The sequence below is a fragment of the Rhizobium sp. CECT 9324 genome, from assembly GCF_918741265.1.
In the GTDB taxonomy this organism is placed as follows: domain Bacteria; phylum Pseudomonadota; class Alphaproteobacteria; order Rhizobiales; family Rhizobiaceae; genus Allorhizobium.
Genome location: NZ_CAKKMZ010000001.1, coordinates 1,411,828 through 1,436,475, shown reverse-complemented (window position 1 = coordinate 1,436,475; position 24,648 = coordinate 1,411,828). Strand labels below are relative to the sequence as shown.

Annotated in this window: 28 protein-coding genes; 14 read left to right on the top strand and 14 right to left on the bottom strand. The window is 61.2% G+C overall.

Features of this window, described 5'->3' with window-relative positions:
* Positions 1–175 precede the first annotated feature (175 nt).
* Entirely contained in the window at positions 176–742 is a 567-nt protein-coding gene (locus LQ231_RS07020; protein ID WP_037074509.1) for a DUF6101 family protein, read from the top strand.
* 69 nt (positions 743–811) lie between these two features.
* Here LQ231_RS07020 and dmeF read toward each other — a convergent pair whose 3' ends face one another.
* From dmeF to LQ231_RS07000, 4 genes are all read right to left on the bottom strand, one after another.
* On the bottom strand, positions 812–1,903 hold the full coding sequence (dmeF, locus tag LQ231_RS07015; RefSeq protein WP_230173264.1) for a CDF family Co(II)/Ni(II) efflux transporter DmeF: 1,092 nt from the start codon (positions 1,901–1,903) through the stop codon (positions 812–814).
* 50 nt (positions 1,904–1,953) lie between these two features.
* Positions 1,954–2,232: a metal/formaldehyde-sensitive transcriptional repressor gene (locus tag LQ231_RS07010; protein ID WP_230170801.1), complete on the bottom strand. Its 279-nt coding sequence runs from the start codon at positions 2,230–2,232 to the stop codon at positions 1,954–1,956.
* A 71-nt stretch (positions 2,233–2,303) separates the two neighbouring features.
* Positions 2,304–3,257, bottom strand: coding sequence for a 4-hydroxybenzoate octaprenyltransferase (ubiA, locus tag LQ231_RS07005; RefSeq protein ID WP_230170800.1), 954 nt, complete (start codon positions 3,255–3,257; stop codon positions 2,304–2,306).
* A gap of 98 nt (positions 3,258–3,355) precedes the next feature.
* A complete protein-coding gene (locus LQ231_RS07000) occupies positions 3,356–4,153 on the bottom strand; it encodes a MipA/OmpV family protein (protein ID WP_230170799.1) in 798 nt (265 codons plus the stop codon).
* A 275-nt stretch (positions 4,154–4,428) separates the two neighbouring features.
* Here LQ231_RS07000 and LQ231_RS06995 point away from each other — a divergent pair, with 275 nt between their 5' ends.
* The 3 genes from LQ231_RS06995 to LQ231_RS06985 all read left to right on the top strand — a co-directional run bounded on the left by LQ231_RS06995 (position 4,429) and on the right by LQ231_RS06985 (position 8,065).
* Positions 4,429–5,316 (top strand): branched-chain amino acid aminotransferase, encoded by an 888-nt coding sequence (locus LQ231_RS06995; RefSeq protein WP_230170798.1) that lies wholly within the window; start codon positions 4,429–4,431, stop codon positions 5,314–5,316.
* Between the two features lie 106 nt (positions 5,317–5,422).
* Positions 5,423–7,531, top strand: coding sequence for a S9 family peptidase (locus tag LQ231_RS06990; protein ID WP_230170797.1), 2,109 nt, complete (start codon positions 5,423–5,425; stop codon positions 7,529–7,531).
* Between the two features lie 216 nt (positions 7,532–7,747).
* Positions 7,748–8,065: a hypothetical protein gene (locus tag LQ231_RS06985; RefSeq protein WP_230170796.1), complete on the top strand. Its 318-nt coding sequence runs from the start codon at positions 7,748–7,750 to the stop codon at positions 8,063–8,065.
* A 76-nt stretch (positions 8,066–8,141) separates the two neighbouring features.
* On the opposite strand, the gene LQ231_RS06980 is transcribed toward LQ231_RS06985, so the two are convergent.
* Complete coding sequence (locus LQ231_RS06980; protein WP_230170795.1) at positions 8,142–8,876, bottom strand: cation transporter; 735 nt, start codon at positions 8,874–8,876, stop codon at positions 8,142–8,144.
* Positions 8,877–8,958: 82 nt separating this feature from the next.
* Between LQ231_RS06980 and LQ231_RS06975 the strand changes: the two genes are divergently transcribed.
* From LQ231_RS06975 to LQ231_RS06950, 6 genes are all read left to right on the top strand, one after another.
* The gene (locus LQ231_RS06975; RefSeq protein WP_230170794.1) at positions 8,959–9,372 is read left to right on the top strand and encodes a helix-turn-helix domain-containing protein; all 414 of its coding nucleotides are present in this window, start codon (positions 8,959–8,961) and stop codon (positions 9,370–9,372) included.
* 10 nt (positions 9,373–9,382) lie between these two features.
* On the top strand, positions 9,383–9,841 hold the full coding sequence (locus tag LQ231_RS06970; protein ID WP_230170793.1) for a cupin domain-containing protein: 459 nt from the start codon (positions 9,383–9,385) through the stop codon (positions 9,839–9,841).
* Between the two features lie 210 nt (positions 9,842–10,051).
* Positions 10,052–10,540, top strand: a complete 489-nt coding sequence (locus LQ231_RS06965) for a GNAT family N-acetyltransferase (protein WP_007604761.1) — start codon at positions 10,052–10,054, stop codon at positions 10,538–10,540.
* A 33-nt stretch (positions 10,541–10,573) separates the two neighbouring features.
* Positions 10,574–11,158, top strand: a complete 585-nt coding sequence (locus tag LQ231_RS06960; protein WP_230170792.1) for a type 1 glutamine amidotransferase family protein — start codon at positions 10,574–10,576, stop codon at positions 11,156–11,158.
* Positions 11,159–11,385: 227 nt separating this feature from the next.
* The gene (locus LQ231_RS06955) at positions 11,386–11,913 is read left to right on the top strand and encodes an Hsp20/alpha crystallin family protein (protein WP_230170791.1); all 528 of its coding nucleotides are present in this window, start codon (positions 11,386–11,388) and stop codon (positions 11,911–11,913) included.
* A gap of 170 nt (positions 11,914–12,083) precedes the next feature.
* On the top strand, positions 12,084–12,620 hold the full coding sequence (locus LQ231_RS06950) for a hypothetical protein (protein WP_230170790.1): 537 nt from the start codon (positions 12,084–12,086) through the stop codon (positions 12,618–12,620).
* A gap of 48 nt (positions 12,621–12,668) precedes the next feature.
* Here the strand turns inward: LQ231_RS06950 and LQ231_RS06945 are convergent, their stop codons facing one another.
* The 5 genes from LQ231_RS06945 to LQ231_RS06925 all read right to left on the bottom strand — a co-directional run bounded on the left by LQ231_RS06945 (position 12,669) and on the right by LQ231_RS06925 (position 15,277).
* On the bottom strand, positions 12,669–12,893 hold the full coding sequence (locus tag LQ231_RS06945) for a hypothetical protein (RefSeq protein WP_007604790.1): 225 nt from the start codon (positions 12,891–12,893) through the stop codon (positions 12,669–12,671).
* A gap of 123 nt (positions 12,894–13,016) precedes the next feature.
* Positions 13,017–13,934 carry a cytochrome c gene (locus LQ231_RS06940; RefSeq protein ID WP_230170789.1) on the bottom strand — a complete coding sequence of 306 codons (918 nt, stop codon included), beginning with the start codon at positions 13,932–13,934 and terminating at the stop codon, positions 13,017–13,019.
* A gap of 87 nt (positions 13,935–14,021) precedes the next feature.
* Positions 14,022–14,465 (bottom strand): cytochrome c, encoded by a 444-nt coding sequence (locus LQ231_RS06935; protein WP_113140480.1) that lies wholly within the window; start codon positions 14,463–14,465, stop codon positions 14,022–14,024.
* Entirely contained in the window at positions 14,462–14,614 is a 153-nt protein-coding gene (locus LQ231_RS06930) for a hypothetical protein (RefSeq protein ID WP_162742569.1), read from the bottom strand. The genes LQ231_RS06935 and LQ231_RS06930 overlap by 4 nt, the downstream gene beginning before the upstream one ends.
* 33 nt (positions 14,615–14,647) lie before the next feature.
* Complete coding sequence (locus tag LQ231_RS06925; protein ID WP_230170788.1) at positions 14,648–15,277, bottom strand: LysE family translocator; 630 nt, start codon at positions 15,275–15,277, stop codon at positions 14,648–14,650.
* 119 nt (positions 15,278–15,396) lie between these two features.
* Between LQ231_RS06925 and LQ231_RS06920 the strand changes: the two genes are divergently transcribed.
* On the top strand, positions 15,397–16,101 hold the full coding sequence (locus LQ231_RS06920) for a YafY family protein (protein ID WP_230170787.1): 705 nt from the start codon (positions 15,397–15,399) through the stop codon (positions 16,099–16,101).
* Here LQ231_RS06920 and LQ231_RS06915 read toward each other — a convergent pair.
* Positions 16,098–16,940, bottom strand: a complete 843-nt coding sequence (locus LQ231_RS06915; protein ID WP_113140725.1) for a metallophosphoesterase — start codon at positions 16,938–16,940, stop codon at positions 16,098–16,100. The genes LQ231_RS06920 and LQ231_RS06915 overlap by 4 nt on opposite strands.
* A 237-nt stretch (positions 16,941–17,177) precedes the next feature.
* Between LQ231_RS06915 and LQ231_RS06910 the strand changes: the two genes are divergently transcribed.
* The gene (locus LQ231_RS06910) at positions 17,178–19,103 is read left to right on the top strand and encodes an EAL domain-containing protein (RefSeq protein ID WP_230170786.1); all 1,926 of its coding nucleotides are present in this window, start codon (positions 17,178–17,180) and stop codon (positions 19,101–19,103) included.
* Between the two features lie 7 nt (positions 19,104–19,110).
* On the opposite strand, the gene LQ231_RS06905 is transcribed toward LQ231_RS06910, so the two are convergent.
* Together LQ231_RS06905 and LQ231_RS06900 are read right to left on the bottom strand one after the other, a co-directional pair.
* Positions 19,111–20,283, bottom strand: a complete 1,173-nt coding sequence (locus LQ231_RS06905) for an AI-2E family transporter (protein ID WP_230170785.1) — start codon at positions 20,281–20,283, stop codon at positions 19,111–19,113.
* A 67-nt stretch (positions 20,284–20,350) separates the two neighbouring features.
* Positions 20,351–21,226 carry a VOC family protein gene (locus LQ231_RS06900; protein ID WP_230173262.1) on the bottom strand — a complete coding sequence of 292 codons (876 nt, stop codon included), beginning with the start codon at positions 21,224–21,226 and terminating at the stop codon, positions 20,351–20,353.
* Between the two features lie 228 nt (positions 21,227–21,454).
* On the opposite strand from LQ231_RS06900, the gene LQ231_RS06895 reads away from it, so the two are divergent.
* Positions 21,455–21,865 (top strand): universal stress protein, encoded by a 411-nt coding sequence (locus LQ231_RS06895; RefSeq protein WP_113140722.1) that lies wholly within the window; start codon positions 21,455–21,457, stop codon positions 21,863–21,865.
* A gap of 38 nt (positions 21,866–21,903) precedes the next feature.
* On the top strand, positions 21,904–22,236 hold the full coding sequence (locus tag LQ231_RS06890) for a TraR/DksA C4-type zinc finger protein (RefSeq protein WP_230170784.1): 333 nt from the start codon (positions 21,904–21,906) through the stop codon (positions 22,234–22,236).
* Positions 22,237–22,316: 80 nt separating this feature from the next.
* On the opposite strand, the gene LQ231_RS06885 is transcribed toward LQ231_RS06890, so the two are convergent.
* The gene (locus LQ231_RS06885; protein WP_230170783.1) at positions 22,317–24,635 is read right to left on the bottom strand and encodes a Tex family protein; all 2,319 of its coding nucleotides are present in this window, start codon (positions 24,633–24,635) and stop codon (positions 22,317–22,319) included.
* Positions 24,636–24,648: the final 13 nt, after the last annotated feature.

Below are 24,648 nucleotides of genomic sequence, written 5' to 3'. Positions count from 1 at the left end.
TCAGCAACCCTGTGCAGTACGACAAAACTAACCATTTGAGACTGCAAGGTTTTTTTTACCGCGATTTTTAAGCTGTCTCGAACAGCCGCTGGCTATGTTGCCCCCACAGAGGACGAGAAGTCCCAAACAGACGAGCACATGACGCGCTCTCGGGTAAAACAAGGGTAGCATGAAGATGACGAACACGGTTATGAAGCCCGATTGGGCAGGAGCCACTCTGCGACTGGATCCCTCGCGGTTCCCACAGCAGGTCTCCTACGCACTGCACGGCTCCTTAGGCGATGTGACAATCACCATCGACGAACGCGGCGCGGTGCTGCGTAAAATCCTTCCTGGTAGCGGTCTCCCCCTCTCCTTCGCTCTGCCTGCCCGCGCATTCAAAGGCGTTGCGGCCCGGGCGATCGACCATGGCGACGGCGAAGTGACCGTCACACTCGAACTGCATCACGACGATCCGGATCTGTGCATCCCACTGCTCGTCGCCCATGATCTCTGCGATATCGCTGCCGACTGGCGCGGCTGGGCGGATGCCTTCCGCATCCCGATGCTGATGGTCGAGGCCGACGGCATTGCCCGTCCGCTGGAAGATCATATCGGCGAGGTGCGCACCCGTGACACGCAACCGCGTCGCCGCCACTCCTATTTCGCCGAGCGCCGCCCGCGCTTCCTGGTGCGCCGCACGACCGGTTCGCTTGGCGTAACCATGAAGATTTCCGGCAAGGAAATCATCGCCCGCAGCTGATTTCGTCCCAAGACGAGACATTAAGCGGCCCGGAAGGCGACTTCCGGGCTGTTTTTTTTGCGTCCGGTTTCAGGCCGGTCGTGCCGATCCGTGCCACTCGACTTCGACCGTCACATGCGACAATGCCGTCAGCCTTGCCAGCTTTTCACGGTAGTGAGACGGCGGTTTCGGCGCATCCGAGGTGAGCGACACGATCGCGCCGTGATGGCCCGGCCCCAATTGCCAGACATGCAAGTCGGCAATGTCGGCACCCTCGGCCTCGATGATCTTGCGGATCTCGTTCGGCAGCGGCTCGTCGCGCGGAACATAGTCCAGCAAAACCGAACCCGACTGACGCATCAGATCGAGGGCCCAGCGGCCAATGATGATCGTGCCGACCAGGCCGATGGCCGGATCGAGCCAGAGCCAGTTGTAGACGCTGCCGAAGATCAGCGCCGCGATCGCCAGAACCGACGTCAGGGCATCGGCCAGAACATGCATATAGGCTGCGCGAAGATTGCTGTCCTCGGCCCTTTCGCCCGTGTGATGCGTGTGGCCTTGATGAGTGTCGGCAGGGTGAGACTCAGCGTGCTCACCATGCGCATGACCGTAACCATGCCCCTGTTCCGACGCATGATCAGGCCCGTGATCAGGCGCATGGCTTCCGTGAGCCTTGTGGCTATGGGAATGGGAATGGGAATGGGAATGGTCGGCATGATGTCCGTTGCCATGCAACAGGACGGCGCAAACCAGGTTCACGCCAAGGCCAACCGATGCAACGATTATGGCTTCGGAAAAGTTGATCGGCACCGGAGCGGTAAACCGCAACAGGCTTTCCCAGCCGATCAGCAGCGCCACCATGGCCAGGACAATGGCGCTGGCGAAGCCCGCGAGGTCGCCGACCTTGCCGGTTCCGAAGCTGAAGCGGCTGTTCTCGGCATTGCGGCGTGCATAACCATAGGCGAGCGCGGCGATCAGGATCGCACCGGCGTGGGTCGCCATGTGCCAGCCATCGGCCAAAAGCGCCATCGAACCGAAGAGAATGCCGGCGGCGATTTCCGCTACCATCATTGTCGCGGTAATAGCAATCACGATCCAGGTTCGGCGCGCGTTTCGATCATGATCGGCGCCGAGAAAGACATGCGCGTGCCGGCTGGCGAGCCGGTTTACGCCCAGCGGCACGGCTGTTTGCGGATGGGCGTGCGGATGGGGATGGGGATGATCATGTCCGGTCACTTGAGATAACTCCTGACGACATCGATGAGTTCTGCTGCGTTTCTGGCCTTCTCGGCATCGGGATCGTGATCCGGATCGACGAGATGTTCGCGAATGTGATCCTCGATCAATTCGGCCGTGAGACCGGCAATCGCGCCGCGCACCGATGCGACCTGATTGAGGATCTGGGTGCAGGGCGCCTTTGCCAGCAAGGCGGTTTCGATCGCTTCCAACTGCCCCTTCATCCGGCGGACGCGGGCAAGCAGCTTGGCCTGATGTTTGTGTGTATGGCTCATAGCATAGGGGGGTACCCTATATTGACGTCCGGAACAAGGTTTCGGAGCGGCGCGCACCATCACATTCAATGTCAAGCGAAGGGCAAAGCGAGCGCAAGTCCGGCAAAGATGATCAGGCCGATACGATTGTTCGACTTGAACAGCGCCAGGCACTGGGCGCCGTCATTGATGTCGAGCACCTTGATCTGCCAGGCGAACAGGCCTCCAGCGACAACAAGGCCGAGAATGGCCGGGAAGCCGGCGCCCGCGGTGACAAAGGCGATGAGAAGCAGGATGAGGGTCAGACCGTAAAGGCCGGCGAGCCAGAGTTTCGTGTCGTCGCCGAACAGGCGCGCGGTGGAGCGCACGCCGACCAGCGCGTCGTCCTCCTTGTCCTGATGGGCATAGATCGTGTCATAGCCGATGGTCCAGGCAACAGCGCCGACATAAAGCAGGACAGCGGCGAGAGACAAATTGCCATGGAGGCCAGCCCAGCCCATCAGCCCACCCCAGGAAAAGGCGAGGCCGAGAAAAAATTGCGGCCAGTCGGTGAAGCGCTTGGCAAACGGATAGATCGCGACGACCACCAGCGAGGCCATGCCCAGGACGATCGAAAACAGGTTGAAGCAGAGCAGCACGGCAAGGCCGACCAGCGCCTGTAGGCCCATGAAGATCTTGGCATTGCGGCGCGATACACGGCCGGACGGCAGTGGGCGGGAGCGGGTGCGCGCCACCTTGTCATCAATCTCATGGTCGACGAGGTCGTTATAGGTGCAGCCGGCACCCCGCATGGCAACCGATCCGACAAAGAACAGGACGAGATGGACGGCAAACAGCGCAAGGCTCAGCCTGCCTTCGGCGGCCAGCACATTGGCCGCCAGCGCCGAGGACCAGAAACACGGCCACATCAGCAATTGCCAGCCGATCGGCCTGTCCCAGCGGGCCAGCTGGGCATAGGGCCAGAGCCAGCGCGGCAGGACGCGATGGACCCAGTTGTCGGAAGCGGCGTCGATGACGCGATCGGTGTGCTCGGCTGAACTGTTCATAGGGTCAGTGATAGAGCAAGGCAGCGGTCAAGAAAACCGCCCTTGCCGCTCAGCAGCCGCGAAAAATCAACACAGCCTGCAACAGATGCGGCGGGGTCTTAATCGAGGCTGAAGCCGAACTTGTAGCTGGCGGAGACGCCGAATGTCAGCTGGTTCTTGCTGCCGCGCTCCTCGACAAGGCTGCTGTCGGCCGCAGGGCCGGTCAGGCGCTTGTATTCGGTAAAGGCGCTCATCTGCAATTTTTCGGTGGCGTCCCAGGTGATCGCGGCGCCGGCGCCGACGGAGGTGAAGCCGCCATCCGGATGATACTCGGTGAGGCCGGATGCAGCCGATTCACCGGCATCGACGCCATAATAGGCCTTGGTATAGCCGCTCGTCGCATAGGTGGCGCGCGGACCACCGGAAATGCGCAGATCCGGGGCGATATCGGTGAAGGCATCGAGCGCGAGATCGGCGACGAGGCCGTCATGGCTGCGAATGCCCTGGCGCAGTTCGGCGCGGGCACGCAGATAATCGGTCACATAGACATCAGCAAAGCCACCGATCTCGCCGCCCCATTTGATTTCGGAGAGGCCGATCAACTCGTCGGCATCGCCCGCGTCGCGGCCCGGAATGAACTTGCCGGCGACACCGGCGCGAACAACATCGGTATCGTAGATTGCAAAGGAGGCGCTGTCGTTGCGCGAGCTGAAGCGTGGCTGGTTGCCGCGACCGAGCGAAATGATCGGCGAGAAGAACAGCTTGTTGTCCTTGGCACCTTCGAATTTCGGCGCGGAAATACCCGAGCCGCCGAGCGTCAGGTACCAGTTGCCCGACCAGAAGCCTTCGGCTTTCGCCTGACCGGCAAATGCCAGGGCGCAGGAAGACAGGATGATGGCACGGGCGGCATTTCGCATGATGGACCCCAGACTATACGCAATACGAAGCTCCGCAGCGGCGGAGGCGAACTGCTTCAATATTGCAGCAATGCGTTACGGGATCTTTAACCAAGGCACGCAACTTGGCTGTGGATCGACCAATCAGGCAAGGTTCTGATTTTCCGTCAAATTCCGATAAACTTGCCCGCTTTGCACGCAGCACGGCTCCTTTGCGGAGCAAGAGGACACTTTCTCCTTGACCTTGGCCGACCGGGAGACTTTGCTCGTTTGCAAATGAGAACAGGAGACCTCTGATGGCTGTCGATTCCTCTGCCCGCACGACCACATTCACCTATGTCGATGGCGACTGGTTTTCCGGCAATCCGCCGCTGATCGGACCGACATCGCATGCGATGTGGCTGGGCTCCACGGTGTTCGATGGCGCCCGCTGGTTCGACGGCATCGCGCCGGATCTCGACCTGCATTGCCAGCGGGTCAATCGCTCGGCGGAAAACCTGGGCTTGAAGGCGACAATGACCGCGGAAGAGATCGAACGCCTGGCCTGGGACGGCATCGCCAAATTTGACGGCAAGACAGCCATCTATATCAAGCCGATGTACTGGGCCGAACATGGCCAGGCCGGTTCCGTTGTTGCCGCGGATCCGGAATCGACGCGTTTTGCGCTCTGCCTGTTCGAGGCCCCGATGCACACCGCCAAGCCGTCATCGCTGACGCTGTCGCCCTATCGCCGGCCGACACCGGAAAGCGCGATGACAGATGCCAAGACCGGCAGCCTTTACCCCAATTCCGGCCGGATGATCATCGATGCCCGCAGCAGAGGCTTCGACAATGCGCTGGTGCGCGACATGAACGGCAATGTCGTGGAGACGGCCTCTTCCAATGTCTTCATGGTCAAGGACGGCATCGTCTATACGCCGGCTGCCAACCGCACCTTCCTGGCCGGCATCACCCGCGCCCGGATCATCGGCCTCTTGCGCCATGCGGGCTTCGAGGTGCGCGAGGTGACGCTCTCGGTCGAGGACTTCATGAATGCCGACGAAATCTTCCAGACCGGCAATTATTCCAAGGTGGTGCCGGTGACCCGGCTCGATGACCTGCAACTGCAGGAAGGCCCGGTGACCCGCAAGGCACTCGATCTCTACATGGACTGGGCAAAGTCGTCGCACAGCACCGACGGCTGAGGACGCCAAGGCTGAGTACGCCAAGGCAGGGCCTCGCCTTGATCCCGGCGTCCGGCCTCTCTATCTCTCGCTCAACCGCCTGTTCCAATTCTGGAAGGAAATCACCTTGTCCATCTTCAACAACCTGCCGACACCGCCGACCGTTGCCAAGAAGCCGGTGAGCGACACCCGCCACGGGATCACCCGCACCGACGACTACGCCTGGCTCCGGGCCGACAACTGGCAGCAGATGTTCAAGGATACCTCGATCCTCGATCCGGAAATCCGCAGCTATCTGGAGGCAGAAAACGCCCATATGGACGCGGCCATGGCCGATACCAAGGCGCTGCAGAAGGTACTGTTCGATGAGATGAAGGGCCGGATCAAGGAGGACGATTCCTCGATCCCGATGAAGGACGGCCCGTTTGCCTATGGCTCGGCCTTTGTCACGGGCGGTGAACAGCCGCGCTATTTCCGCATCCCGCGCGATGGCGACCCGAAGGACGAGTTGCTGCGCGACCTTTTGCTCGATGGCGACAAGGAAGCGGCGGGCAAGGATTATTTCCGCCTGTCCGGCATCGACCACACGACCGACCACAGCTTCGGCATCTGGGGCTATGACGACAAGGGTTCGGAATATTTCACCCTGCGCATCCGCGATCTGGCCACCAAGCAGGACCTCGCCGACGTGCTGGACAATACCGCCGGCGGCGGGGTCTGGGCGCCGGACGGCAAAAGCTTCTTCTATACGCTGCAGGACGAGAACCACCGGCCGTCCAAGGTCTTCCACCACATCGTGGGTGAGCCGCAATCTTCCGACCGGCTGGTCTACGAGGAGAAAGATCCCGGCTTCTTCATGGGTGTCGGCGGCTCGCTGCTCGACGATTATATCTATATCGACATCCACGACCACGAGACCTCGGAATACCGGTTGCTGTCGACCAAGGACCTGACGGCCGAGCCGCAAATGGTGGCGGAGCGCGAGGAAGGCATCGAATATGCGATGACCGAAGGCGGCGACGTCTTCTACATCCTGACCAATGCCGGCGGTGCCAAGGATTTCAAGATTGTCGAAGCGCCGGTCTCGGCACCCGGCAAGGCGAACTGGAAAGAGGTCGTTGCGCATGAACCCGGTCGACTGATCCTCAGCCACATGGCCTTTGCAAGGCATCTCGTCTGGCTCGAGCGCCGCGAGGGCCTGCCGGTGATCATGATCCGCGACCGGACGTCCGGCGAAGAGCATTCCATCGCCTTTGCCGAGGAGGCCTATTCGCTCGGCCTGTCCGGGTCGGCGGAATACGACACCGACGTCATCCGCTTTTCCTATTCGTCGATGACGACGCCCAGCCAGTTGTTCGACTACAATATGGCGACGCGCGAACGCACCCTTTTGAAGACACAGGAAGTCCCGTCCGGCCACAATCCGGATGACTATGTCACGCGCCGCGTCTTTGCCAAGGCCCATGACGGTGTCGACGTGCCGGTCACTCTGCTCTATCGCCGCGACACGCCGCTCGATGGCTCGGCACCCTGCCTGCTCTACGGCTACGGCGCCTATGGCATCACGATCCCCGCCGGCTTCAACACCAATTGCCTGTCGCTCGCCGATCGCGGCTTCGTCTATGCCATCGCCCATATCCGCGGCGGCAAGGACAAGGGATTCTCCTGGTACGAAGACGGCAAGATGGAAAAGAAGGCCAATACCTTCAAGGACTTCATCGCCGCCGCCGACCATCTGGTCGCAGAGAAATACACCTCCTACGACAATATCATCGCCGAAGGGGGATCTGCCGGCGGCATGCTGATGGGGGCGATCGCCAATATGGCACCGGAGAAATTCGCCGGCATCATCGCCGCCGTGCCCTTTGTCGACGTACTCAATACCATGCTCGACGACACGCTGCCGCTGACACCGCCGGAATGGCCCGAATGGGGCAATCCGATCGAGTCCGTCGAGCAATACAACTGGATCGCCGCCTATTCACCCTATGACAATGTCGGGGCAAAAGCCTATCCGCCGATCCTCGCACTATCAGGTCTTACCGACCCTCGCGTGACCTATTGGGAGCCGACAAAGTGGATCGCCAAGCTGCGCGAGCACGCCCCGGATGCCGGCCCCTTCCTGCTGAAGACCAATATGGCGGCCGGTCATGGCGGCAAATCCGGCCGCTTCCAGCGACTGGAGGAGATCGCATTTGAATATGCATTCGCGATCAAGGTGGCGGGGAAGATGTAAACGGTCTTTTGACGCGCAAGCTTTTACGGGTGTCTTTTTGTGATTGCTTGCGCAATTTCTAAAAAATCAAATCAATACATCCATGATTCGCTCGCCGCGTAGTCCGAGCGAGGGTTTGGCGCAAGGCCAAATCTCGCTCTTGCGGCGCAGCACGCAAGCCTCGCGCAAGGTTCAAAGGTTAACAAATGGTTAATTCTTTCAATCGAGGCGTCAGCCATGAGGATCGACAGCGGTCTTAGCAGCAACTACTCCTATCAAAATCGCTACGTGCCCAGCACGGCCGATGCCGATGACGCTGCGCCGGATACCAGCACGACTTCGAAGGCCCGCACCGGCAGCCCCAACACGTTTTCCAGCACATTGCTGTCGAACCAGCTTGCTTCGGCGCTGTGGACCGTCGAGGGCGGACGCAAGGCTTCGCTGACGGCCGAGTCCGCAACCGCCAACAGCGACGAGCGCGTTTCCAACTCGGCTTCACAGCAGGTCGAAGCGGCTTACCGCGAATACGACCTGCCGGATTATGCCGAATTCTGAGCTATGCGGATAAAGGTTACGCAACCGGCCAGGGCAACCCGGCCGGTTTTTTTGTGCCCGCGCGTCGGCAGGGCTGTCAGTGGCTGTGCTTGTGGTCATCGCCGTGATGATGATGCGCATGACCATCGCCGCAGCAGGCGCTCGCCGAAACAACAACCGGCATGGCTCCTTCTCCCGCGTGGCCGTGACCATCAGCCGGTCCGCCATGCCACTCCGTCCATGACTGCCGCAGGATCTGGATCGACGACGTCAGGAAAAGGCCGGCCATGATGGCGGCGACGATCAGGTCGGGCCAGGCGGTCGCCGTGCCCCAAACGCCCACCGCCGCGATCATGACGATGACATTGCCGATCGCATCATTGCGCGAGCATAGCCAGACGGAGCGCACATTGGCGTCGCCATCCTTGTAGTTCATCAGGAGCAGAACACTGGCGACATTGGCGATCAGCGCCATGAAACCGATGGCACCCATGATCGGCGCTTCCGGCAGCCCCATGTAGAAGACGCGGTACAGCGTGGAACCGAAGACCCAGAGCCCCATCAGAAACAGGCTCACGCCCTTGGCGGCGGCGGCCGTCGTGCGCACCCGGATCGTGGCGCCGATGACAGCGAGCGAAATGCCGTAGGTGACGGCATCGGCGAAGAAATCCAGCGCATCCGCCTGCAGCGCCTGGGAACGGGCCAGCTGGCCGGCGGTCATCTCGATGAAGAACATTCCGGCGTTGATGGCGATCACCATCCATAGTCGCCGCTTGTAGGTGTCCGACATGCCGTCGAAGGGGCCATGGCTGTGGCCGCAAGAGGCGCTCATGCGATTTCCTTTCCTGCTTGATCTCGTCCTGCATCCTTTCTAAGATCTATAGCGACTAGAGGTTCAAGAGGTTTTTTCACCGATGTATTCGATTGGCGATCTGTCGCGCCGCACGGGGGTCAAGGTGCCGACCATCCGCTACTATGAGCAGATGGGACTGATCTCGGCGCCAGACCGCACAGAAGGCAACCAGCGGCGCTACGAGAAACCCGATCTCGAACGCCTGACCTTCATCCGTCACGCGCGCGATCTCGGCTTTCCGATCGAGGCGATCCGCGAGCTTCTGACCCTGAGCCGACATCCGGAAGAGCCCTGCGGCACCGCCGACCAGATCGCTCGCGAACAACTGGCCGATGTGCGCGAAAAGATCGCCAAGCTGCGCAAGCTCGAAGACGAACTCACCCGCATCGTCTCCCATTGCGAGGGCCATACGGTTGGAGATTGTTATGTCATCCGGGCGTTGTCGAACCACGGGCTTTGCGAACACGAACATTGAGGACATTCCGATGCCGGTGATCAGACGTGAGGAGGCCGCACTCGAAGTGGGCAAGGCCGAAGGCATCAACGCCGAGCTCGGCCCCTATTCGGCACGTCTTCTCAGCGATGCCGGCGGACTGACACAATTCGGCGCCTTTCTCGAGACCCTGCCGCCGGGTTCGCGCTCGTCGCACCAGCACTGGCACGAGCGGGAGGACGAGTTCATCTTCGTCGTGTCGGGCCAGGTGACACTGATCGAGGGCGATGACGCGACCGACATGCAGCCCGGCGACGCGGCGACCTTCAAGGCGGGCGTGGCCGTCGGCCATTGTCTGGAAAACCGTTCTGCCGCCGACGCCAGCTACCTCGTCGTCGGCACCCGCGCTCCGGACGACGTGGTGCATTACACCCGAAAGGACATGCTGCTGACCAAGGTCAATTTCGACAAGCACCTAACCGACCGGGCGGGGAATGCGTTGACGCGGTGATCCACAGGGATGGATATTGACAACCGATTAAAATCGGCGCATTGCAATTTTCATGATCAACGCACGCGCAACCATCTCCTGCACGTATTTTTGGGCCTACCGGTAACCGGCGGCTCGACAGATCACTTTGTCAACAGGCCGCCGTCAGGCGGCCTTGTTGTTTAAAAAACGCAGCTTCCCCTGACGGCACATCAAAAAAGGGAAGCGAAAATGACCGAAGATACCGAAACAACACTGCCGCGCCCGCCCGTCGTGGTGATCCGCCATGCCCGGCACCAGGACCTGCCGCAACTCAACGACATGATCTTGGCCCTTGCCGCCCATCACGGCGACGCCTCTGCGATGACTGCGGAAACGCTGGAACGCGACCTGTTCGGCGCCCTGCCCTGGATCACCGCGCTGGTTGCCGATGGCGGCGAAGGCCTGATCGGCTACGCCATTCTGGTGCCGCTCTACAGGGCCGACGAAGGCAAGCGCGGCATGGACCTGCATCATCTGTTCGTCCGAGATGGCCAGCGCGGCAATGGTATCGGCCAGCATCTGGTTGCGCGGGCCCGCGATATTGCTCTCCAGTCCGGCTGCGACTACCTTTCGGTAGGCGCTGCGACCGGCAATGTGGCGGCGCATCGGTTCTACGAGCATATGGATTTCGTACCGCGCCCCGTCACCGGAATGCGCTACATTCAGCGCCTGTCGTAACAGGTCGATGCCAAGCTGCAGGGAGACATGTCGATGACCCGTATAGCCATTGCCCTGACCGAAGACTTCGCCGACTGGGAATGCGCCCTGCTGATGGCGGTGGCGCGATCCTATCTGGGCGTCGAGATCAGGACCGCTTCGCCCGATGGCCGGCCGGTCACCTCGATGGGCGGACTGAAGATCACGCCCGATCTCGCCTATGATGCCGTGGATGCCGAGACCTTCGACGCGCTGATCATTCCCGGCGGCTTGAGCTGGGAGAAAGGCACGGCGCCGGATTTCACCGCAAAGGTGGTCGAATTTCACGGCGCCGGCAAAGTGGTCGGCGGGATCTGCGCGGCGGCGAGCGCGCTTGCGGCGACCGGTGTCCTTAACGACGTGGCCCATACCGGCAACCGTCTGGCCTCGCATCAGAAATATCCGGGCTACCGCGGCGGCGCACTCTACCGCGACCAGCCGCAGGCCGTGTCGGACGGCAAGGTGATCACGGCACCCGGCAATTCGCCGGTCACCTTCACCATGGAGATCCTCAAGGCGCTCGATCTGTGGAGCACCGAAGCAGAAGACGAGATCGCCGTGTTTGCCAATGAACATCTGCCGCATGGCGCCGTTGGCTGACGTCGAGGCAAGTCTCCGAGACTGAACTTTGGAAGATAGTTCGCTTGCAAGCGGCGGCGCCACATTGCGCGCGCCGGCCACGCCATGGCGAAAAGGCCAAATGCTCCGTCGCTTGACCGTGATCAATGACCTGCGCTGCTTCTTTGGATAAGATCGGATTGCAAAATGAGAGGCAGATGTCGCGCAGCCACGGCTGCGGGCATCAAGATCATTGAGGAGTGATGACCATGAACAATGCAGTCAAGAAGCTTCCGATCACCACCGAAAATTCACAGACACCCGTCACCGATCGGCCTTGGGCGGCGCTCGAAACGTTGCGCCAGGAGATCGACCGGCTGTTCACCGACTTCCATCCGTTTTCGTTGCGGGCGCCCGCCCCGCGGGCGTTGCGCAGCCTCGATCCGTCTGCCTTCCCATGGCAGGTCGCGCCGGCCGTCGACATGGTGGAAAAGGATGGCTTCTACGAGGTGACGGCCGAACTGCCCGGCATGGACGACAAGAGCGTCGAAGTGAAGGTCGCGAATGGCGTCCTGACGATCCGCGGCGAGAAATCGGAAGAGAAGAAGGAAGACAAAAAAGACTATCATCTGTCCGAGCGACGCTACGGTTCGTTCCAGCGGAGCTTTGCCCTGCCCGACGGCATCGACCGGGACAAGATCGAAGCGACTTTTGCCAGAGGCCTGCTGCGCGTGACGCTGCCGAAGACGGCCGAGGCGGTCAGCAGTGAAAAGAAGATCGAGATCAAGGCCGCCTGAACAGGCTGACAATGGCAATGGATTGGGCATGGGCACGCCGACGTGCCCATACAGCATGCGTGACGGCGCTCAACCGAGGCCTTGTGATGCGTTTATCGGTCGAACGCCGACCTGTCCCCAATTCAAACATCTGGATCAACGACACGACAGCAAAAACGGAGGAGGCGTACATGGCGATTTCGCGCAAACAGGAAGAGCGGTTGCTGACCGAGGAGGAATGGCATCTGGTTCAGCAGTCCCACCACCCGGCGGTTCAGCAGTTGAACGATGCCGATCTGATCAACCTGCTCAAGCAGGTTCGCGATCGACGCAATCGCGCCAAGACCGAGGCGCATCGCCAAACGCGCGAATTACGCGGCAAGGCTGCGGCGAAAGGCGCGGAGCCGGTCAGGAAAGATGTCGGCACCAGAGGCAAACTCGAAATCCTGGCGATGAGCATGCGCCGGCTGAACGGCGAACATGCCCGCCGGCAAAAGATGCAAGGCAAGGTGCAACTGATGGAGAACATGCGCGCTGCGCTGGCCCTGAAGCAGAGCGCCGAGACCGAGCGCGACGAGAGCTACAATTCGCGCCATGCGCATGCCGGCATGCGGGCAATCGAATCCAAGCGCTACAAGAGCCTTGTCCGCCCGGCGGAACGGGGACGGCTACGCTCGGCTGCAGCGGCGGCACAGGCAAAGCGGGATTCCCGCAGCGCAGCCAGATAAGGCTGTATCACCGATGTGGTCGGGAAAGGCGGCAACAGAACGCCATCCTCAATGGCGCACGGGCGGCTTTTCCGACCATTTTTGCAAGGTGGTCTTGATCAGAATGAGCGCCGCCTGCTGGGCATGATCGCGCTCGCGCGGATCGACAATGGCCGAAAGACGTCTTTCGAAGGCACGCACCGTCTCGTCCACCCAGCGATGCAGGGCGGGATCGGGATAGTTGTCGAGCAGCGAGCGGATTGCCGATTCCATCCGCCGACGTTCGATGCTCATGGTTCCTCCGAAGTCATTTCGAGGAGTGCATGATGACGGCGCTGGCTTGCGCGATGCTTGAGGCGGCATTTTCAATGGGCGGCGAAACGCCGACGAGTGAGCGGCGCGTGTTCCGCTCACCGATTATTGGACGGCGGGTATGGCCTTGAGATAGGCGGCAATCGCCTCCCGGTCGCTGGCCGGCAGTTCCGCCATGTTTTTCTGCACCTCGACCATCGTGCCGCCGACGCTGTCGAATTCGGGGGTAAATCCGGTTTCGAGATAGCTGGCGATATCGGCCGCGCTCCAGACACTGATGCTCTTCGAGCCTGGCGTGATGTTGGGGATGGTGCCCTCACCTTCCGGGTTAGGCCCGCCAGCCAGCCACTGGCCGCTTTTGAAACCACCCAGCGCATCGCGCGGCGTGTGGCATTCGCCGCAATGGCCTGGACCTTCGACGAGATACTGGCCGCGCTTGACCATGTCGCTGGCATCCGTCACCGCGACACGCGGCTGGTCATTGAGGTAGAGGAATTTCCAACCACCAAGAGACTGGCGGATATTGAAGGGGAACGGCAATTCATGTGCCGGCGCCACGGCGTCGCTGGCAGGAAGCGTCTTGATGAAGCCGAACAGATCGTTGACGTCATCCGGTGTCATGCGGGCATAGGACCCGTATGGAAAGGAAGGATAGAGATGCTCGCCGCGGCGCCCGACACCCCGGGTCATGGCATCGCCGAATTCGGCAAGTGTCCAGGCGCCGATACCGGCCGTCGGGCTGCTGGAGATGTTGGGCGCATGAAAGGTGCCGAACGGGCTGTGGATCGGCGCACCGCCCGACAGGATGAGGCGCGCATCACCGCTGCTGCCGGCCGGTGTATGACAACTGGTGCAGCCGCCAGCAAAAAATACCTCGCGGCCATGCGCCAGATCCGGCTCGCCGAGGCCGGCCCAGACAGAGGTATCCTGACGCGCCGGTGCGGCGACGACAAGAAATCCGCCAACACCCAGAGCGCCGATCACCGACAGGCCAACGAGGCCCTTCACCCATTTCGACACCATCCAGCGCCTCCGCAAGATCCACGCGGCCCGCAGCCGAGCCATAACGGACGGTCGCCCGACAGATGACCTGCCGGGCGCGCCAGACGCTTATTTCTTCAGACGGTAGGTCTCGTGACAGGTGCCGCAGGTCCCGCCGACGGCCTTCATCACCGCACCGACGCCAGCCTGGTCGGTCGGCATAGCCGCAAGCTGGGCTTCGGCGGCGGTCGCAAGCGCCATCGACTTCGTCTTGAAGTCATCCATGTTTTCCCAGATCTTCGGGCTGGCTTCGGTTTCCAGACCGGTCTCGGAGCCCGCCGGGAACTGGTCGGGGAAGGTCTTGCCGACTTCGACCATGGTGGTCAGCGAAGCCTTGACGACCTCCGCATCGAAAGGCTTTTCGCCCTTGGCGATTGCCGCCAGCGCACCCATGGCGCCGCCGGTCTTCTTCATCATTTCCTGACGGACGACCTGCGGCTCACCCGCCGCAATGGCCACCGTCACGCCAAGACAGATCGCCGCTGCGGCCGTCAAAACGAGCTTCAACTTCATTCCCATTCTCCCACGGAGTTTGCCGGCGAACCGACGTTGGCTTCGAGCACGGGAATGTTTGCAGGTTTGGATGGGCGGAATGAAGTCACAAAGCGGTGATTTGAAAAAAGAGCGTCAATCCACTGATTTTCATGAAAGATCAGCGTCACCCACGGGCGTCCGGCGCTGTCCGGGACGTCGTTTCACGTCAACTCATGCGCGAGGGTGAAGAGTGCGGCGGCAATCAGCAACAGGCCGGCGCCGCGGCCAATGGCCTTGGTCACACCCGGATTTGCCACCAGCGCATGGCGCGCGCGGTGGCCCGCCAAGGCAACGCTGCCATAGACCACACCCTGCACGGCCATGGTCATAATGCCCATGACAACGCCCTGCAGAACCAGGGAGCCATATTGCGGCCTGAGGAACTGGGGATAGACGGCAACGACGAAGAGATAGGCCTTGGGATTGAGCAGGCAGGTGGCAAGCGCCTGACCGAATGTCGACGAAAGACGCCTTGTGGCACCGGCCTGGACCGCCTCGACGGTGATGGAACTGCGGATGAGTGAAAAACCGATCCAGATCATGTAACCGGCCCCGGCCAGCAAAATCGGGGTAAAGAGCTCCGGCACGAATGCCACCAGCGCGGCTGCACCCAACGTGCCGGAAACGGTGTGGATTGCGCCACCAGCCATCATCCCGGCGGTTGCGGCCAGCCCGGCGCGTTTGCCGCCGGAAAGAGCGCTGGCCAGCACATAGATCATGTCCATGCCCGGCACGACGACGATACCGGTCAGCAGGAGAAGGAAAAGCCAGAGATTTTCGGCGTAACTCATGTCAGTATCCTCGGTACGGTTTGTATTGTGGGGCTGGTTTATCTCAAGTATTCAGTTTGTTATGCGCTCAATACAGAGATGCTCCTGACAGCATTGTGTCAGGAGGCTGAGGAGACAGAATGCGCAAGGCATCGCGGCTGTTCGAGATCATCCAAATCCTCAAGCTGTCCCGATCGGCGGTGACGGCTCAGAATATTGCCGACAAACTGGAAGTGACCGTACGCTCCATCTACCGCGACATCGCCGCGCTGCAGGCCATGCGCGTGCCGATCGAAGGAGAACGTGGGCTCGGCTATATTCTCAGACCCGGCTTCGACCTTCCACCATTGATGTTCACCGTGGAGGAAACGGAGGCGATCATGCTCGGGCTGCAGATGCTCGAGCGGAGCGGCGACAGTTCGCTCATGCGCTCAGCGGATTCGGTAAACCGGAAGATCGCCGGCGCTGTGCCGGAACCACTGCGGCGGAGCCTGCAATCGTCCACCTTGTATGCCTGGGGCTCGCCGCCGCAGATGCCAACGGATTTCGAGCTGGAACAGGTTCGCACAGCGATCCGCGAGGAACAGGTGCTGCGGATCGATTATCGTGACGACCGCGGTGAGGTCAGCCACAGGACGATCAAGCCGCTTGCGCTGATCTACTATGCACAATCGGTCAACCTCGTTGCGTGGTGCGAGTTGCGGCTGGCAATCCGCCACTTCCGCAGTGAGCGCATCAGCCAATGCCTGATGGAGGAGCGCTTTTTCAAGGGCGATGGCGATCGTCTACGTGCCGAGTGGACGCGCGCATGGGCCACGACTTCCACACCAGCGGCACCGGCTTAGAGCGGAAGCCTTCGGCTCTGTTCGCGGCCAAAGCCCTCAATCTCGATGCGATCGGGATAGAGATCCAGCACCGCGAAGGCATTGTCGAATTCGGTATCGACCATGCCGCAGAAATTGACGAAATGGGTGCCGCCGAGCAGTCCATAGTTACCGGAATGGAAATGGCCGCAGAGATAGGCAATGGTGGCCGGCGATGCCGCCAGCATGCCGGCGATCTCTTCCGACTGCCAGAGATTATGATCCGAAGGCGGGTAGATCGGATAGTGGCCGAGCACGATGACCGTCTCGCCAGCGGCCTCGGCATCGCGCAATTGCTGCGCCAGCCACTCCGTCTGACGTCTGCTCATGCCCGCGTTCCAGTCCATGGCGTTGACCGCATCTGCCGCCTTCAGCGCCGCAAGACGGGCCTGCGCCTCGATGCGACGCGGATCGCCCTCTGGTGGTGCAAACAGCGAGACCTCGTTGCCATCAGTGACGATCAGGCGAATGCCGTTGATCGATTGGCTGTAATAAGGCGCCGGCATGCAGAGCACCTGATGAATGTCGGTGAGCCGCTCGGGCGCCACCGCGAAATCGTGATTGCCCGGCAGCAGGATTCGCGGATGTCGCAAATGGTCGAGCTGCGCCAGAACCGGGGCAAAGTTCTCGAACTCCCGATCGATCAGGTCACCCAGGACAACGACGACATCCAAAGGCATCGTGTTGAAGCACTCCACCGCCTCGGACAGTTTCTCAAGGCTTCTGGCATAGTGCCGGTCCAGTGTCGGGTGGGGCGGCAGCAAAGCAAACTGCGGATCGGCGATGACACCGATCCGCAGGACAGGAAATTCTTGCAGCATAAATATTATCAACACATGTGTTTCAACAAACGCGCGATACACTTTGCTCATGACAATAAGATGACATCGAGCATTGCGGAGTCATCAGATCAGTTTTCGCTAAATCGTTAGCCATTCCTAAACATTCCTTTGTTACTTCTCGCAATCTGAACGGATCCGGTTGCGATCTGATTGCTATGAGAGCGCGTTCGAGAAAATTTCACCACATGCACTTGTTGCAACTGGACCGTTCTTTTCATGGCTCAATTACTGGACTCGTCGTCTTTCAGGGCTCTACCGGATGAACAGCACCAAGCGGAGGAGGATCGCCTGCTGTTGCAGCGCAGGGTCGCCGAAGCCTTTGTTCCGATCGTCCGCGGCTTTCTCCTGCCGGCCATGGTCTATTACGCGTTGATTTCCATTGCGCATTTCTTCGGTGAAACCGGGGTTGAGCAGATCATTCTGACGGGAATGCCGATCGCGACCGTCGCGTTGGCGCTGTATCTCCTGCGCAGTCTGCGCGGTGATCTCAGCCACGGGAAACTGGAACTGATCAGTCTCAGCATGCATCTCGCGATGTATGCGAACACCGTGGCCTATCTTTCGATCCATCTGGAGGCGCACAAGCTCGTCTATTTCGTGCTGCTGATCCTGGTCATTTCAACATCGGCCGTCAGCGCACGGGTCATCATCTTCGGATCGGCGATTTCGCTCGCCACGATGATCTGGCTCGCGCACAAAGCCGGGCCGGATATCCTGCTGCAATATGCCTTTATCGGTCTTGCCGGAGGTTTCGCCGCTCTCGGCATGGCCTGGCTGATGCGGACGGCCATCCTCAGGGCAGTCGCGGCGCGCACGATGGCCGATGACTTGCGGCGCAAGGCTGAAGTTCTGGCCGACTTCGATACGCTCACCGGACTGCCAAGCCGCCACAGCTTCTTCTTGTCGTTCAACCGCGCTCTGACACACGCGGTCGTGGCGAAATCCGGTTTCCACATGGGCATTCTCGACCTCGACGGCTTCAAGCCAGTCAACGATATCTATGGTCATGTTACAGGCGACCGGTTGCTGGTTGAGGTCGCAGAAAGGCTGCGCGCGGCCTTGCCCGATGATTGTTTCCTCGCGCGGCTTGGTGGCGATGAATTCGCGCTGATCGTTCCGGACACGCCACTTCGCAGCGAAGTCCTCATGCTGGGAGAGCGGATGTGCAGCGCCATGCGCGATCCGTTTATCCTTGGAAACCTGAGCATCACCATTTCCGCTTCGGCAGGTTTTGCCCATTGCCCAACGCATGGCGACAGAGCCAGCCAACTCTATGAGCGTGCCGATCATGCGCTCTATAGTGCCAAACGCGCGGCCCGCGGTGACGTGGTGGTCTTCTCGTCCCGCCACGAGGCGGAGATGAAGGACGTCGGGCGCGTCGACCAAACGCTGCGCAACTGTGATTTTTCCAAGGAAATGTCGCTGGCCTATCAGCCGCAGATCGACATCAACACCAGCCGCACGATCGGCTTCGAAGCCCTTGCACGCTGGAACAGCCCGACGCTAGGCTCGGTTTCACCATCGGCGTTCATCCCGGCGGCCGAGCGCTCCGGCCTGATCGAACGCATGACGGCGGTGCTGCTGCACAAGGCGCTTTCAACCGCAACGACATGGCCACAAGAGGTCAAGCTGTCCTTCAATCTCTCGGCAGTCGATCTCGTCTCGCCGCGATCGATCGGCACCATCACGCATATCGTGCGCGAAAGCGGCATTGCCCCAAGTCGAGTGATCTTCGAAATCACCGAGACCGCCGTGATGACGGATTTCGAACGTGCCCGTGAAAGCCTCGAACTGCTGGCGGGCATGGGCTGCCTGATCGCACTCGACGACTTCGGCTCCGGCTATTCCAACTTCGGCTACATCAATCGTTTCCCCCTGCACAAGTTGAAGACCGACAGGAACTTCGTTCTCCGGCTCAGGGAAGACGATGGCGTGGGCGGTAACATCCTGCGCGCAATCGCCGACCTTTCTGCGAACCTGGGCATCGAATGCCTGGCCGAGGGTGTCGAATCCGATTTCGACCTGGAAGCGGTTCGGGCCGCGGGCATTTATCAAGTCCAGGGCTACTATTTCGGTCGCCCGATGGATGGGCTCGATTCGATGAACTATCTTCAGGCTGAATCGCACCGACTGGCATCCTAGATCCGCATCAGCCCGGCAGTTTTGGCTGCACCCTTGTCGTCTGCGGCAACAGTTCATTGGCGATCGTGATGACGATCAGCGAGAGCGGGACGGCGAGCATGGCGCCGATGGCACCCCACATCCACGTCCAGAAGACGATCGCCACGAACACCAGGAAGGAATTGATTTCCAGGCGACGTCCCATCACTGCGGGCGTGACCAGGTTTTCGACAATGCCGTGCACCGTGAAGTAGACAATGGCAGGCAGGAGACCGACCAGAATGCTGTCGTGCACCAGCAGGCCGGCGACAGCCATGGACAGCGTGATCAGCGTGATGCCGAGAAACGGCACGAAGCTCGCGAGAAAGGCAAACAGCCCCCACAGCGCGCCATTGCCGAGACCGCCGACCATGGCGACTGCTGCAGCAACCATAGCCGACACGGCATACAGGATGATTGCCGTGGCGAAATAGAAACCCAGCGCCCGCTCGATCGAATTCAAGGTGCGGATGGCCGCCAGCCGCCTTGCCCTGTCCTTGAAGCCGATGATCAGCGCCTTGCGCAGCGACAGGCGGCTGCCGAGAAACAGCATCAGGCCGCCGAAGAAGATCAGCGTCTGCACCAGCGCCGGTGTTATGCCCACAGCCAGCGTCGATAGAACAGCGCCGCTGTTTTCGAGCATGGCCTCCGGCGTGACCGGGCCGCTGGTCATCGCCTCGAGCGGACGCTTCAGCCAGGAAATGCGCTCCAGCCGCGGCATGATCTGGTCGATGGCCTGCTCGATCATTGCAGGTCCCCGGCTCGCCAGATCGCTCAGCGGCGCGGCGAGCGCGCTGCCGACAAACAACAGGAGACCGCCGAACATGCTGGAGAGAATGAAGGCCGTCATCATCGGCGGAATGCCGAGATTGCCGAGCTTGTCGGCGGCCAGGCCCAGGATCAGGCCAACCACGATCGCCAAAGTCAGCGGCATCAGCACGGATGACGCCAGATAGATCGCCGCCACAGCCATCACGGTGAAAATGCCGATGACCGACCAGGCGAGCGCAAAGTCCAGCCCGGTCTTGCGAACCTTGACGCGATGCGGTGTGTTGCGTCGCTGCTGCATGGCCCGAAAGGCTGTTTTTTCCATCGGCGACATGTGTGACACGGCGTGCGCATCGTGTGCCGAATCGTCTCCAGCCGGTCTCGCTTCCATCATGACATGTCCCTCTGCGCTGCCTGCCAACGCGCGAGGCTGCGCAGGGTTCCGTCGCGATGGAACAAAGTCAGGTGGCGAGCAGGATGCCGATACCCCACGGGTCTTTCAGGCTGTAGCCTTCCGTCGTCCGGGTGACCGGTATTTCCAGGCCCTCCAGGTTTGCCAGGACCGTGTCGAGGCTCGCCCGGTCGTTGAAACTCAGCGAATAGTCCGACAGTCCCGTCATGATATCCGAGCGCGCGCCGGCATTGCGGCTGTTCCAGACATTGGCGGCGATGTGATGGTGGTAGGCGCCGGAGGCAAAGAAGCTGGCGCCGGGATAACTCGCCATCTTCTTCAGGCCAAGAACGCCTTCGTAGAACCGATCGGCTTCCGGCACATTGCCGACCTGCAGATGCATATGGCCGATGGCGGCATCCGGCGCCATGCCGCGCCATTCCGTTTTCGGGGCGCTGTCATAGAGCGCCTGGAGATCCAGCCGGTGGGTTGCCATCTCGACGGTTCCATCGGAATGATACGTCCAGTCAGCCGGCTTGCGGTCGGCATAAACCTCGATGCCGTTGCCTTCGGGATCCGACAGATAGAGCGCCTCGCTGACCAGATGGTCGCTGGCACCTTCGAGCTGGATATTGCGCTGGGCCGCGTGGGCCAGCCAGTGGGCAAGCTCCTGGCGGCTGGGCATCAGGAAGGCCGTGTGGAACAGGCCGGCGGCATTGCGCGGCGCGCGCGCCACGTCGCCCCGCGTCGTCAGGGTCAAAAGCGGCTTGTCGCCGACTCCCAGCACGACGCCCGACGTGCTTTTCTCGATGACGGAGAGGCCGAGCATCGTCTGATAGAAATTGCTGACGGCGGCAAGATCGGTGACCACAAGATGGGTGCGTCCGACATGCACCGGGCGACTGAGGGCGAACATCTCGTCCCTTGTTGCAGCGATATCGGTCATCATGATGGCTCCTGTTCCAGTCGGCACTCTATGGTCTGTTGTCAGAGCTATGCGCCCTTAGGGTCGTTCACGATAGACAGCATATCTTCGACTTATCGTTCGACATTCATTGACGATCGCTGACCTGCAAAATTTGATCCTGATCAATGCGGCGTGCAGATCGCGGGACCATTGTCAGCCCATCGGGAGGAAACGCCGCCGAACGGCGTCACGATGAAGGAGACCATGATGTATAAGAAGATCATTGTGCCAGTGGACGCTGCCGCGCTCGACAAGGGAGAAAAAAGCCTGCGAAAAGCGGCATCGCTGCTCGATGCCGGCGGCGAAATCGTGCTGTTGACCATTGTCGAGGATCTGCCCGGCTATCTGACGATCGACGTTCCGGTCGATCTCATCGAAGGTGCGATCCGCGACGCCAAGGCGCAACTGGTCGGCCTGAAGGAAAAGACAGCGATCGCAGCCAGGATCGAGATCCGATCCGGCGCCCCGGCCCGCGAAATTCTGGCCGCGGCCGAGGAACATGGAGCCGACCTGATCATTATCGCGTCACATGTTCCGGATTACTCCAACTACTTTATTGGCGCGACCGCAGACCGGGTTGTGCGCCACTCGAAGGTCTCTGTCCTGGTTGATCGCTGACGCCAAAGATAACAACAACAACATTTCGGAGGACGCCCATGGATACCGCAGGCTACGAACGCATCCTGACCCAGAGAAAAGCGGAGATCGAAGCGCGCCTGACCAAGATCGACGACGACCTCGGCCAGCAGCGCAGCGCCGACAGCGAGGAGCGGGCGACCGAAACCGAAAATGACGAAGTGCTGGAGGAGTTCGGCCAGGTGGGCGAAACGGAACTTCGCGCCATCGACGCCGCACTCGACCGGATCGGTGCCGGCACCTATGGTGCCTGCGTAACCTGCGGGCAACCGATTGCGGCAGCCCGGCTCAAGGCCGTGCCCCATACGCCGTTTTGCCAGGAATGCGCTGCCGGGAGAGAAGCCCGCGCCTAGCGGAGCCTGTCGAGGCTGACATCAAGATCTAAAACAAAGAGGCCGGAGCCACATGCTCCGGCCTCTTTGTTGTCGATGTGTTACTTCTTGCGCATGGCCTCGGCCAGCGCCGCGCCGAAACCGCCGACGGACGGCGTTTCCGGTTTCGGCGGCTTGGCATTGGCGTGGCGCATGGCTGTCGCTGCACCACGGGCATCGCCGCGCATCGACGGCGCCTGCGCCTCGCCGCCATCCTTGCGCATGGTCAGCGCAATGCGCTTGCGCTTGACGTCGAATTCGACGACGCGCACCTTGACCACGTCGCCGGCCTTGACCACTTCATGCGGGTCCTTGACGAAACGGTCGGCGAGCTGGGAGACATGCACCAATCCATCCTGGTGCACGCCGATATCGACGAAGGCGCCGAAGGCTGCGACATTGGTCACCGTGCCTTCCAGTGTCATGCCGACCTTGAGGTCGGAGATCTCCTCGACACCGTCGGCAAAGGTTGCCGTCTTGAAGCTCGGGCGCGGGTCGCGGCCGGGCTTTTCCAGCTCGGCCAGGATGTCCTTGACCGTCGGCAGGCCGAACTGCTCGTCAATGAACTGCTTCGGATCGAGCGCCTTCAAGGTGGCGCTGTCGCCCATCAGGGTGCGCAGGTCGCGGCCACAGGCGGCGACGATCTTCTTCGCCACTCCATAGGCTTCCGGGTGGACCGAAGACGAATCGAGCGGTTCCTTGCCATTGGGGATGCGCAGGAAGCCGGCGCATTGCTCGAAGGTCCGGGCGCCGAGGCGGGCAACCTTGAGCAGGTCCTTGCGGCTTTGAAACGGGCCGGTCTGGTCGCGGTGGCTGACGATCGCCTCGGCAATCGAACCGCCCAGACCCGACACGCGGGCGAGCAGCGGCGCGGACGCCGTATTGAGATCGACGCCGACCGCGTTCACCGCATCTTCGACGACGGCATCGAGCGAGCGGCCGAGGCGGCCCTGATCGACATCGTGCTGGTACTGGCCGACGCCGATCGACTTCGGTTCGATCTTCACCAGTTCGGCCAGCGGATCCTGCAGGCGCCGCGCGATCGAGACGGCACCACGCAGCGAGACGTCGAGATTGGGGAATTCCTTGGCGGCTGTTTCCGAGGCCGAATAGACCGAGGCGCCGGCTTCCGAGACGATGACCTTGGTCGGCTTCGGCGCGGTCGCCGGGAACTGGGAGAGCATGTCGGCGACCAGCTTTTCCGTCTCGCGGCTGCCGGTGCCGTTGCCGATCGCGATCAGCTCGATATTGTGCTTGCGGATCAGGCTGGCGAGCTCAACCTGGGCGCCGCGGATGTCGTTCTTCGGCGGGAAGGGATAGACCGTGGTGGTGTCGAGCACCTTGCCGGTGCCATCGACGATGGCGACCTTGACGCCGGTGCGGATACCCGGATCAAGACCCATGGTCGGGCGCGAACCGGCAGGGGCTGCCAGCAGCAGATCCTTGAGGTTGCGGGCAAAGACGTGGATCGCTTCTTCCTCGGCGCGCTCGCGCAGATCGCGCATCAAGTCGAGCGACAGCGACACCGACAGCTTGACGCGCCAGGTCCAGCCGGCGACATCCATCAGCCATTTGTCGCCGGGGCCCTTGGCGGCAATGCTATAGGCGGCGGCAATGGTGCGCTGCGACGGCTTGACCGGGGACGGATCGTCGCGATCGACCTCGATGGCCAGTGTCAGGAACTCCTCGTTCCAACCGCGCAGCATGGCAAGCGCCCGGTGGCCGGGTACCGTCGCCCAGCGCTCGAAATGGGCGAAATAGTCGGCGAATTTCTCGCCAGCCGCTTCCTTGCCCTCGACCACCTTGGAATAGAGCGTCGCACGCGCCTTCATGTCATTGCGCAGGCGTCCGAGCAGATCGGCGTTTTCCGAGATCAGCTCAGCGACAATATCGCGGGCGCCTTCGAGTGCTGCCTTCACGTCCGGCACATCGTCGGTGATATAGGCGGCGGCCAAGACTTGCGGGTCGGCAGCCCGATCGGCCCAGATCGCGTCGGCCAGCGGCTGCAGGCCCTTTTCGCGGGCAATCTCGGCGCGGGTTCGGCGCTTGGGCTTGTAGGGCAGATAGATGTCTTCAAGCTCGGCCTTGGTGGTGACCATGGCAATCTTGCGCGCCAGTTCGTCGGTCATCTTGTCCTGCGAGGTGATGCTCTCGACGATCGCCTTGCGGCGGGCGGCCAGTTCGCGCAGATAGATCAGCCGTTCGGCGAGATTGCGCAGCTGCGTGTCATCCAGACCACCCGTCACTTCCTTGCGGTAGCGGGCGATGAAGGGAACGGTCGCGCCCTCGTCCAGAAGACCGACCGCCGAGACGACCTGGTCGGGCCTCGCATTGATCTCGGTCGCAATCAGGGCTGCAATGGATTTGATGTCGTCGGCCATGGGAATTCTCCAG

What these genes read in the sequence shown, in the direction of transcription:
- LQ231_RS07020 (WP_037074509.1), top strand. Translation starts at nt 176, where the DNA reads ATGACGAACACGGTTATGAAGCCCGATTGGGCAGGAGCCACTCTGCGA.
- LQ231_RS07010 (WP_230170801.1), bottom strand. Translation starts at nt 2,232, where the DNA reads ATGAGCCATACACACAAACATCAGGCCAAGCTGCTTGCCCGCGTCCGC.
- ubiA (WP_230170800.1), bottom strand. Translation starts at nt 3,257, where the DNA reads ATGAACAGTTCAGCCGAGCACACCGATCGCGTCATCGACGCCGCTTCC.
- LQ231_RS07000 (WP_230170799.1), bottom strand. Translation starts at nt 4,153, where the DNA reads ATGCGAAATGCCGCCCGTGCCATCATCCTGTCTTCCTGCGCCCTGGCA.
- LQ231_RS06995 (WP_230170798.1), top strand. Translation starts at nt 4,429, where the DNA reads ATGGCTGTCGATTCCTCTGCCCGCACGACCACATTCACCTATGTCGAT.
- LQ231_RS06985 (WP_230170796.1), top strand. Translation starts at nt 7,748, where the DNA reads ATGAGGATCGACAGCGGTCTTAGCAGCAACTACTCCTATCAAAATCGC.
- LQ231_RS06980 (WP_230170795.1), bottom strand. Translation starts at nt 8,876, where the DNA reads ATGAGCGCCTCTTGCGGCCACAGCCATGGCCCCTTCGACGGCATGTCG.
- LQ231_RS06975 (WP_230170794.1), top strand. Translation starts at nt 8,959, where the DNA reads ATGTATTCGATTGGCGATCTGTCGCGCCGCACGGGGGTCAAGGTGCCG.
- LQ231_RS06970 (WP_230170793.1), top strand. Translation starts at nt 9,383, where the DNA reads ATGCCGGTGATCAGACGTGAGGAGGCCGCACTCGAAGTGGGCAAGGCC.
- LQ231_RS06965 (WP_007604761.1), top strand. Translation starts at nt 10,052, where the DNA reads ATGACCGAAGATACCGAAACAACACTGCCGCGCCCGCCCGTCGTGGTG.
- LQ231_RS06960 (WP_230170792.1), top strand. Translation starts at nt 10,574, where the DNA reads ATGACCCGTATAGCCATTGCCCTGACCGAAGACTTCGCCGACTGGGAA.
- LQ231_RS06955 (WP_230170791.1), top strand. Translation starts at nt 11,386, where the DNA reads ATGAACAATGCAGTCAAGAAGCTTCCGATCACCACCGAAAATTCACAG.
- LQ231_RS06950 (WP_230170790.1), top strand. Translation starts at nt 12,084, where the DNA reads ATGGCGATTTCGCGCAAACAGGAAGAGCGGTTGCTGACCGAGGAGGAA.
- LQ231_RS06945 (WP_007604790.1), bottom strand. Translation starts at nt 12,893, where the DNA reads ATGAGCATCGAACGTCGGCGGATGGAATCGGCAATCCGCTCGCTGCTC.
- LQ231_RS06940 (WP_230170789.1), bottom strand. Translation starts at nt 13,934, where the DNA reads ATGGTGTCGAAATGGGTGAAGGGCCTCGTTGGCCTGTCGGTGATCGGC.
- LQ231_RS06935 (WP_113140480.1), bottom strand. Translation starts at nt 14,465, where the DNA reads ATGAAGTTGAAGCTCGTTTTGACGGCCGCAGCGGCGATCTGTCTTGGC.
- LQ231_RS06925 (WP_230170788.1), bottom strand. Translation starts at nt 15,277, where the DNA reads ATGAGTTACGCCGAAAATCTCTGGCTTTTCCTTCTCCTGCTGACCGGT.
- LQ231_RS06920 (WP_230170787.1), top strand. Translation starts at nt 15,397, where the DNA reads ATGCGCAAGGCATCGCGGCTGTTCGAGATCATCCAAATCCTCAAGCTG.
- LQ231_RS06915 (WP_113140725.1), bottom strand. Translation starts at nt 16,940, where the DNA reads ATGCTGCAAGAATTTCCTGTCCTGCGGATCGGTGTCATCGCCGATCCG.
- LQ231_RS06910 (WP_230170786.1), top strand. Translation starts at nt 17,178, where the DNA reads ATGGCTCAATTACTGGACTCGTCGTCTTTCAGGGCTCTACCGGATGAA.
- LQ231_RS06905 (WP_230170785.1), bottom strand. Translation starts at nt 20,283, where the DNA reads ATGATGGAAGCGAGACCGGCTGGAGACGATTCGGCACACGATGCGCAC.
- LQ231_RS06900 (WP_230173262.1), bottom strand. Translation starts at nt 21,226, where the DNA reads ATGACCGATATCGCTGCAACAAGGGACGAGATGTTCGCCCTCAGTCGC.
- LQ231_RS06895 (WP_113140722.1), top strand. Translation starts at nt 21,455, where the DNA reads ATGTATAAGAAGATCATTGTGCCAGTGGACGCTGCCGCGCTCGACAAG.
- LQ231_RS06890 (WP_230170784.1), top strand. Translation starts at nt 21,904, where the DNA reads ATGGATACCGCAGGCTACGAACGCATCCTGACCCAGAGAAAAGCGGAG.
- LQ231_RS06885 (WP_230170783.1), bottom strand. Translation starts at nt 24,635, where the DNA reads ATGGCCGACGACATCAAATCCATTGCAGCCCTGATTGCGACCGAGATC.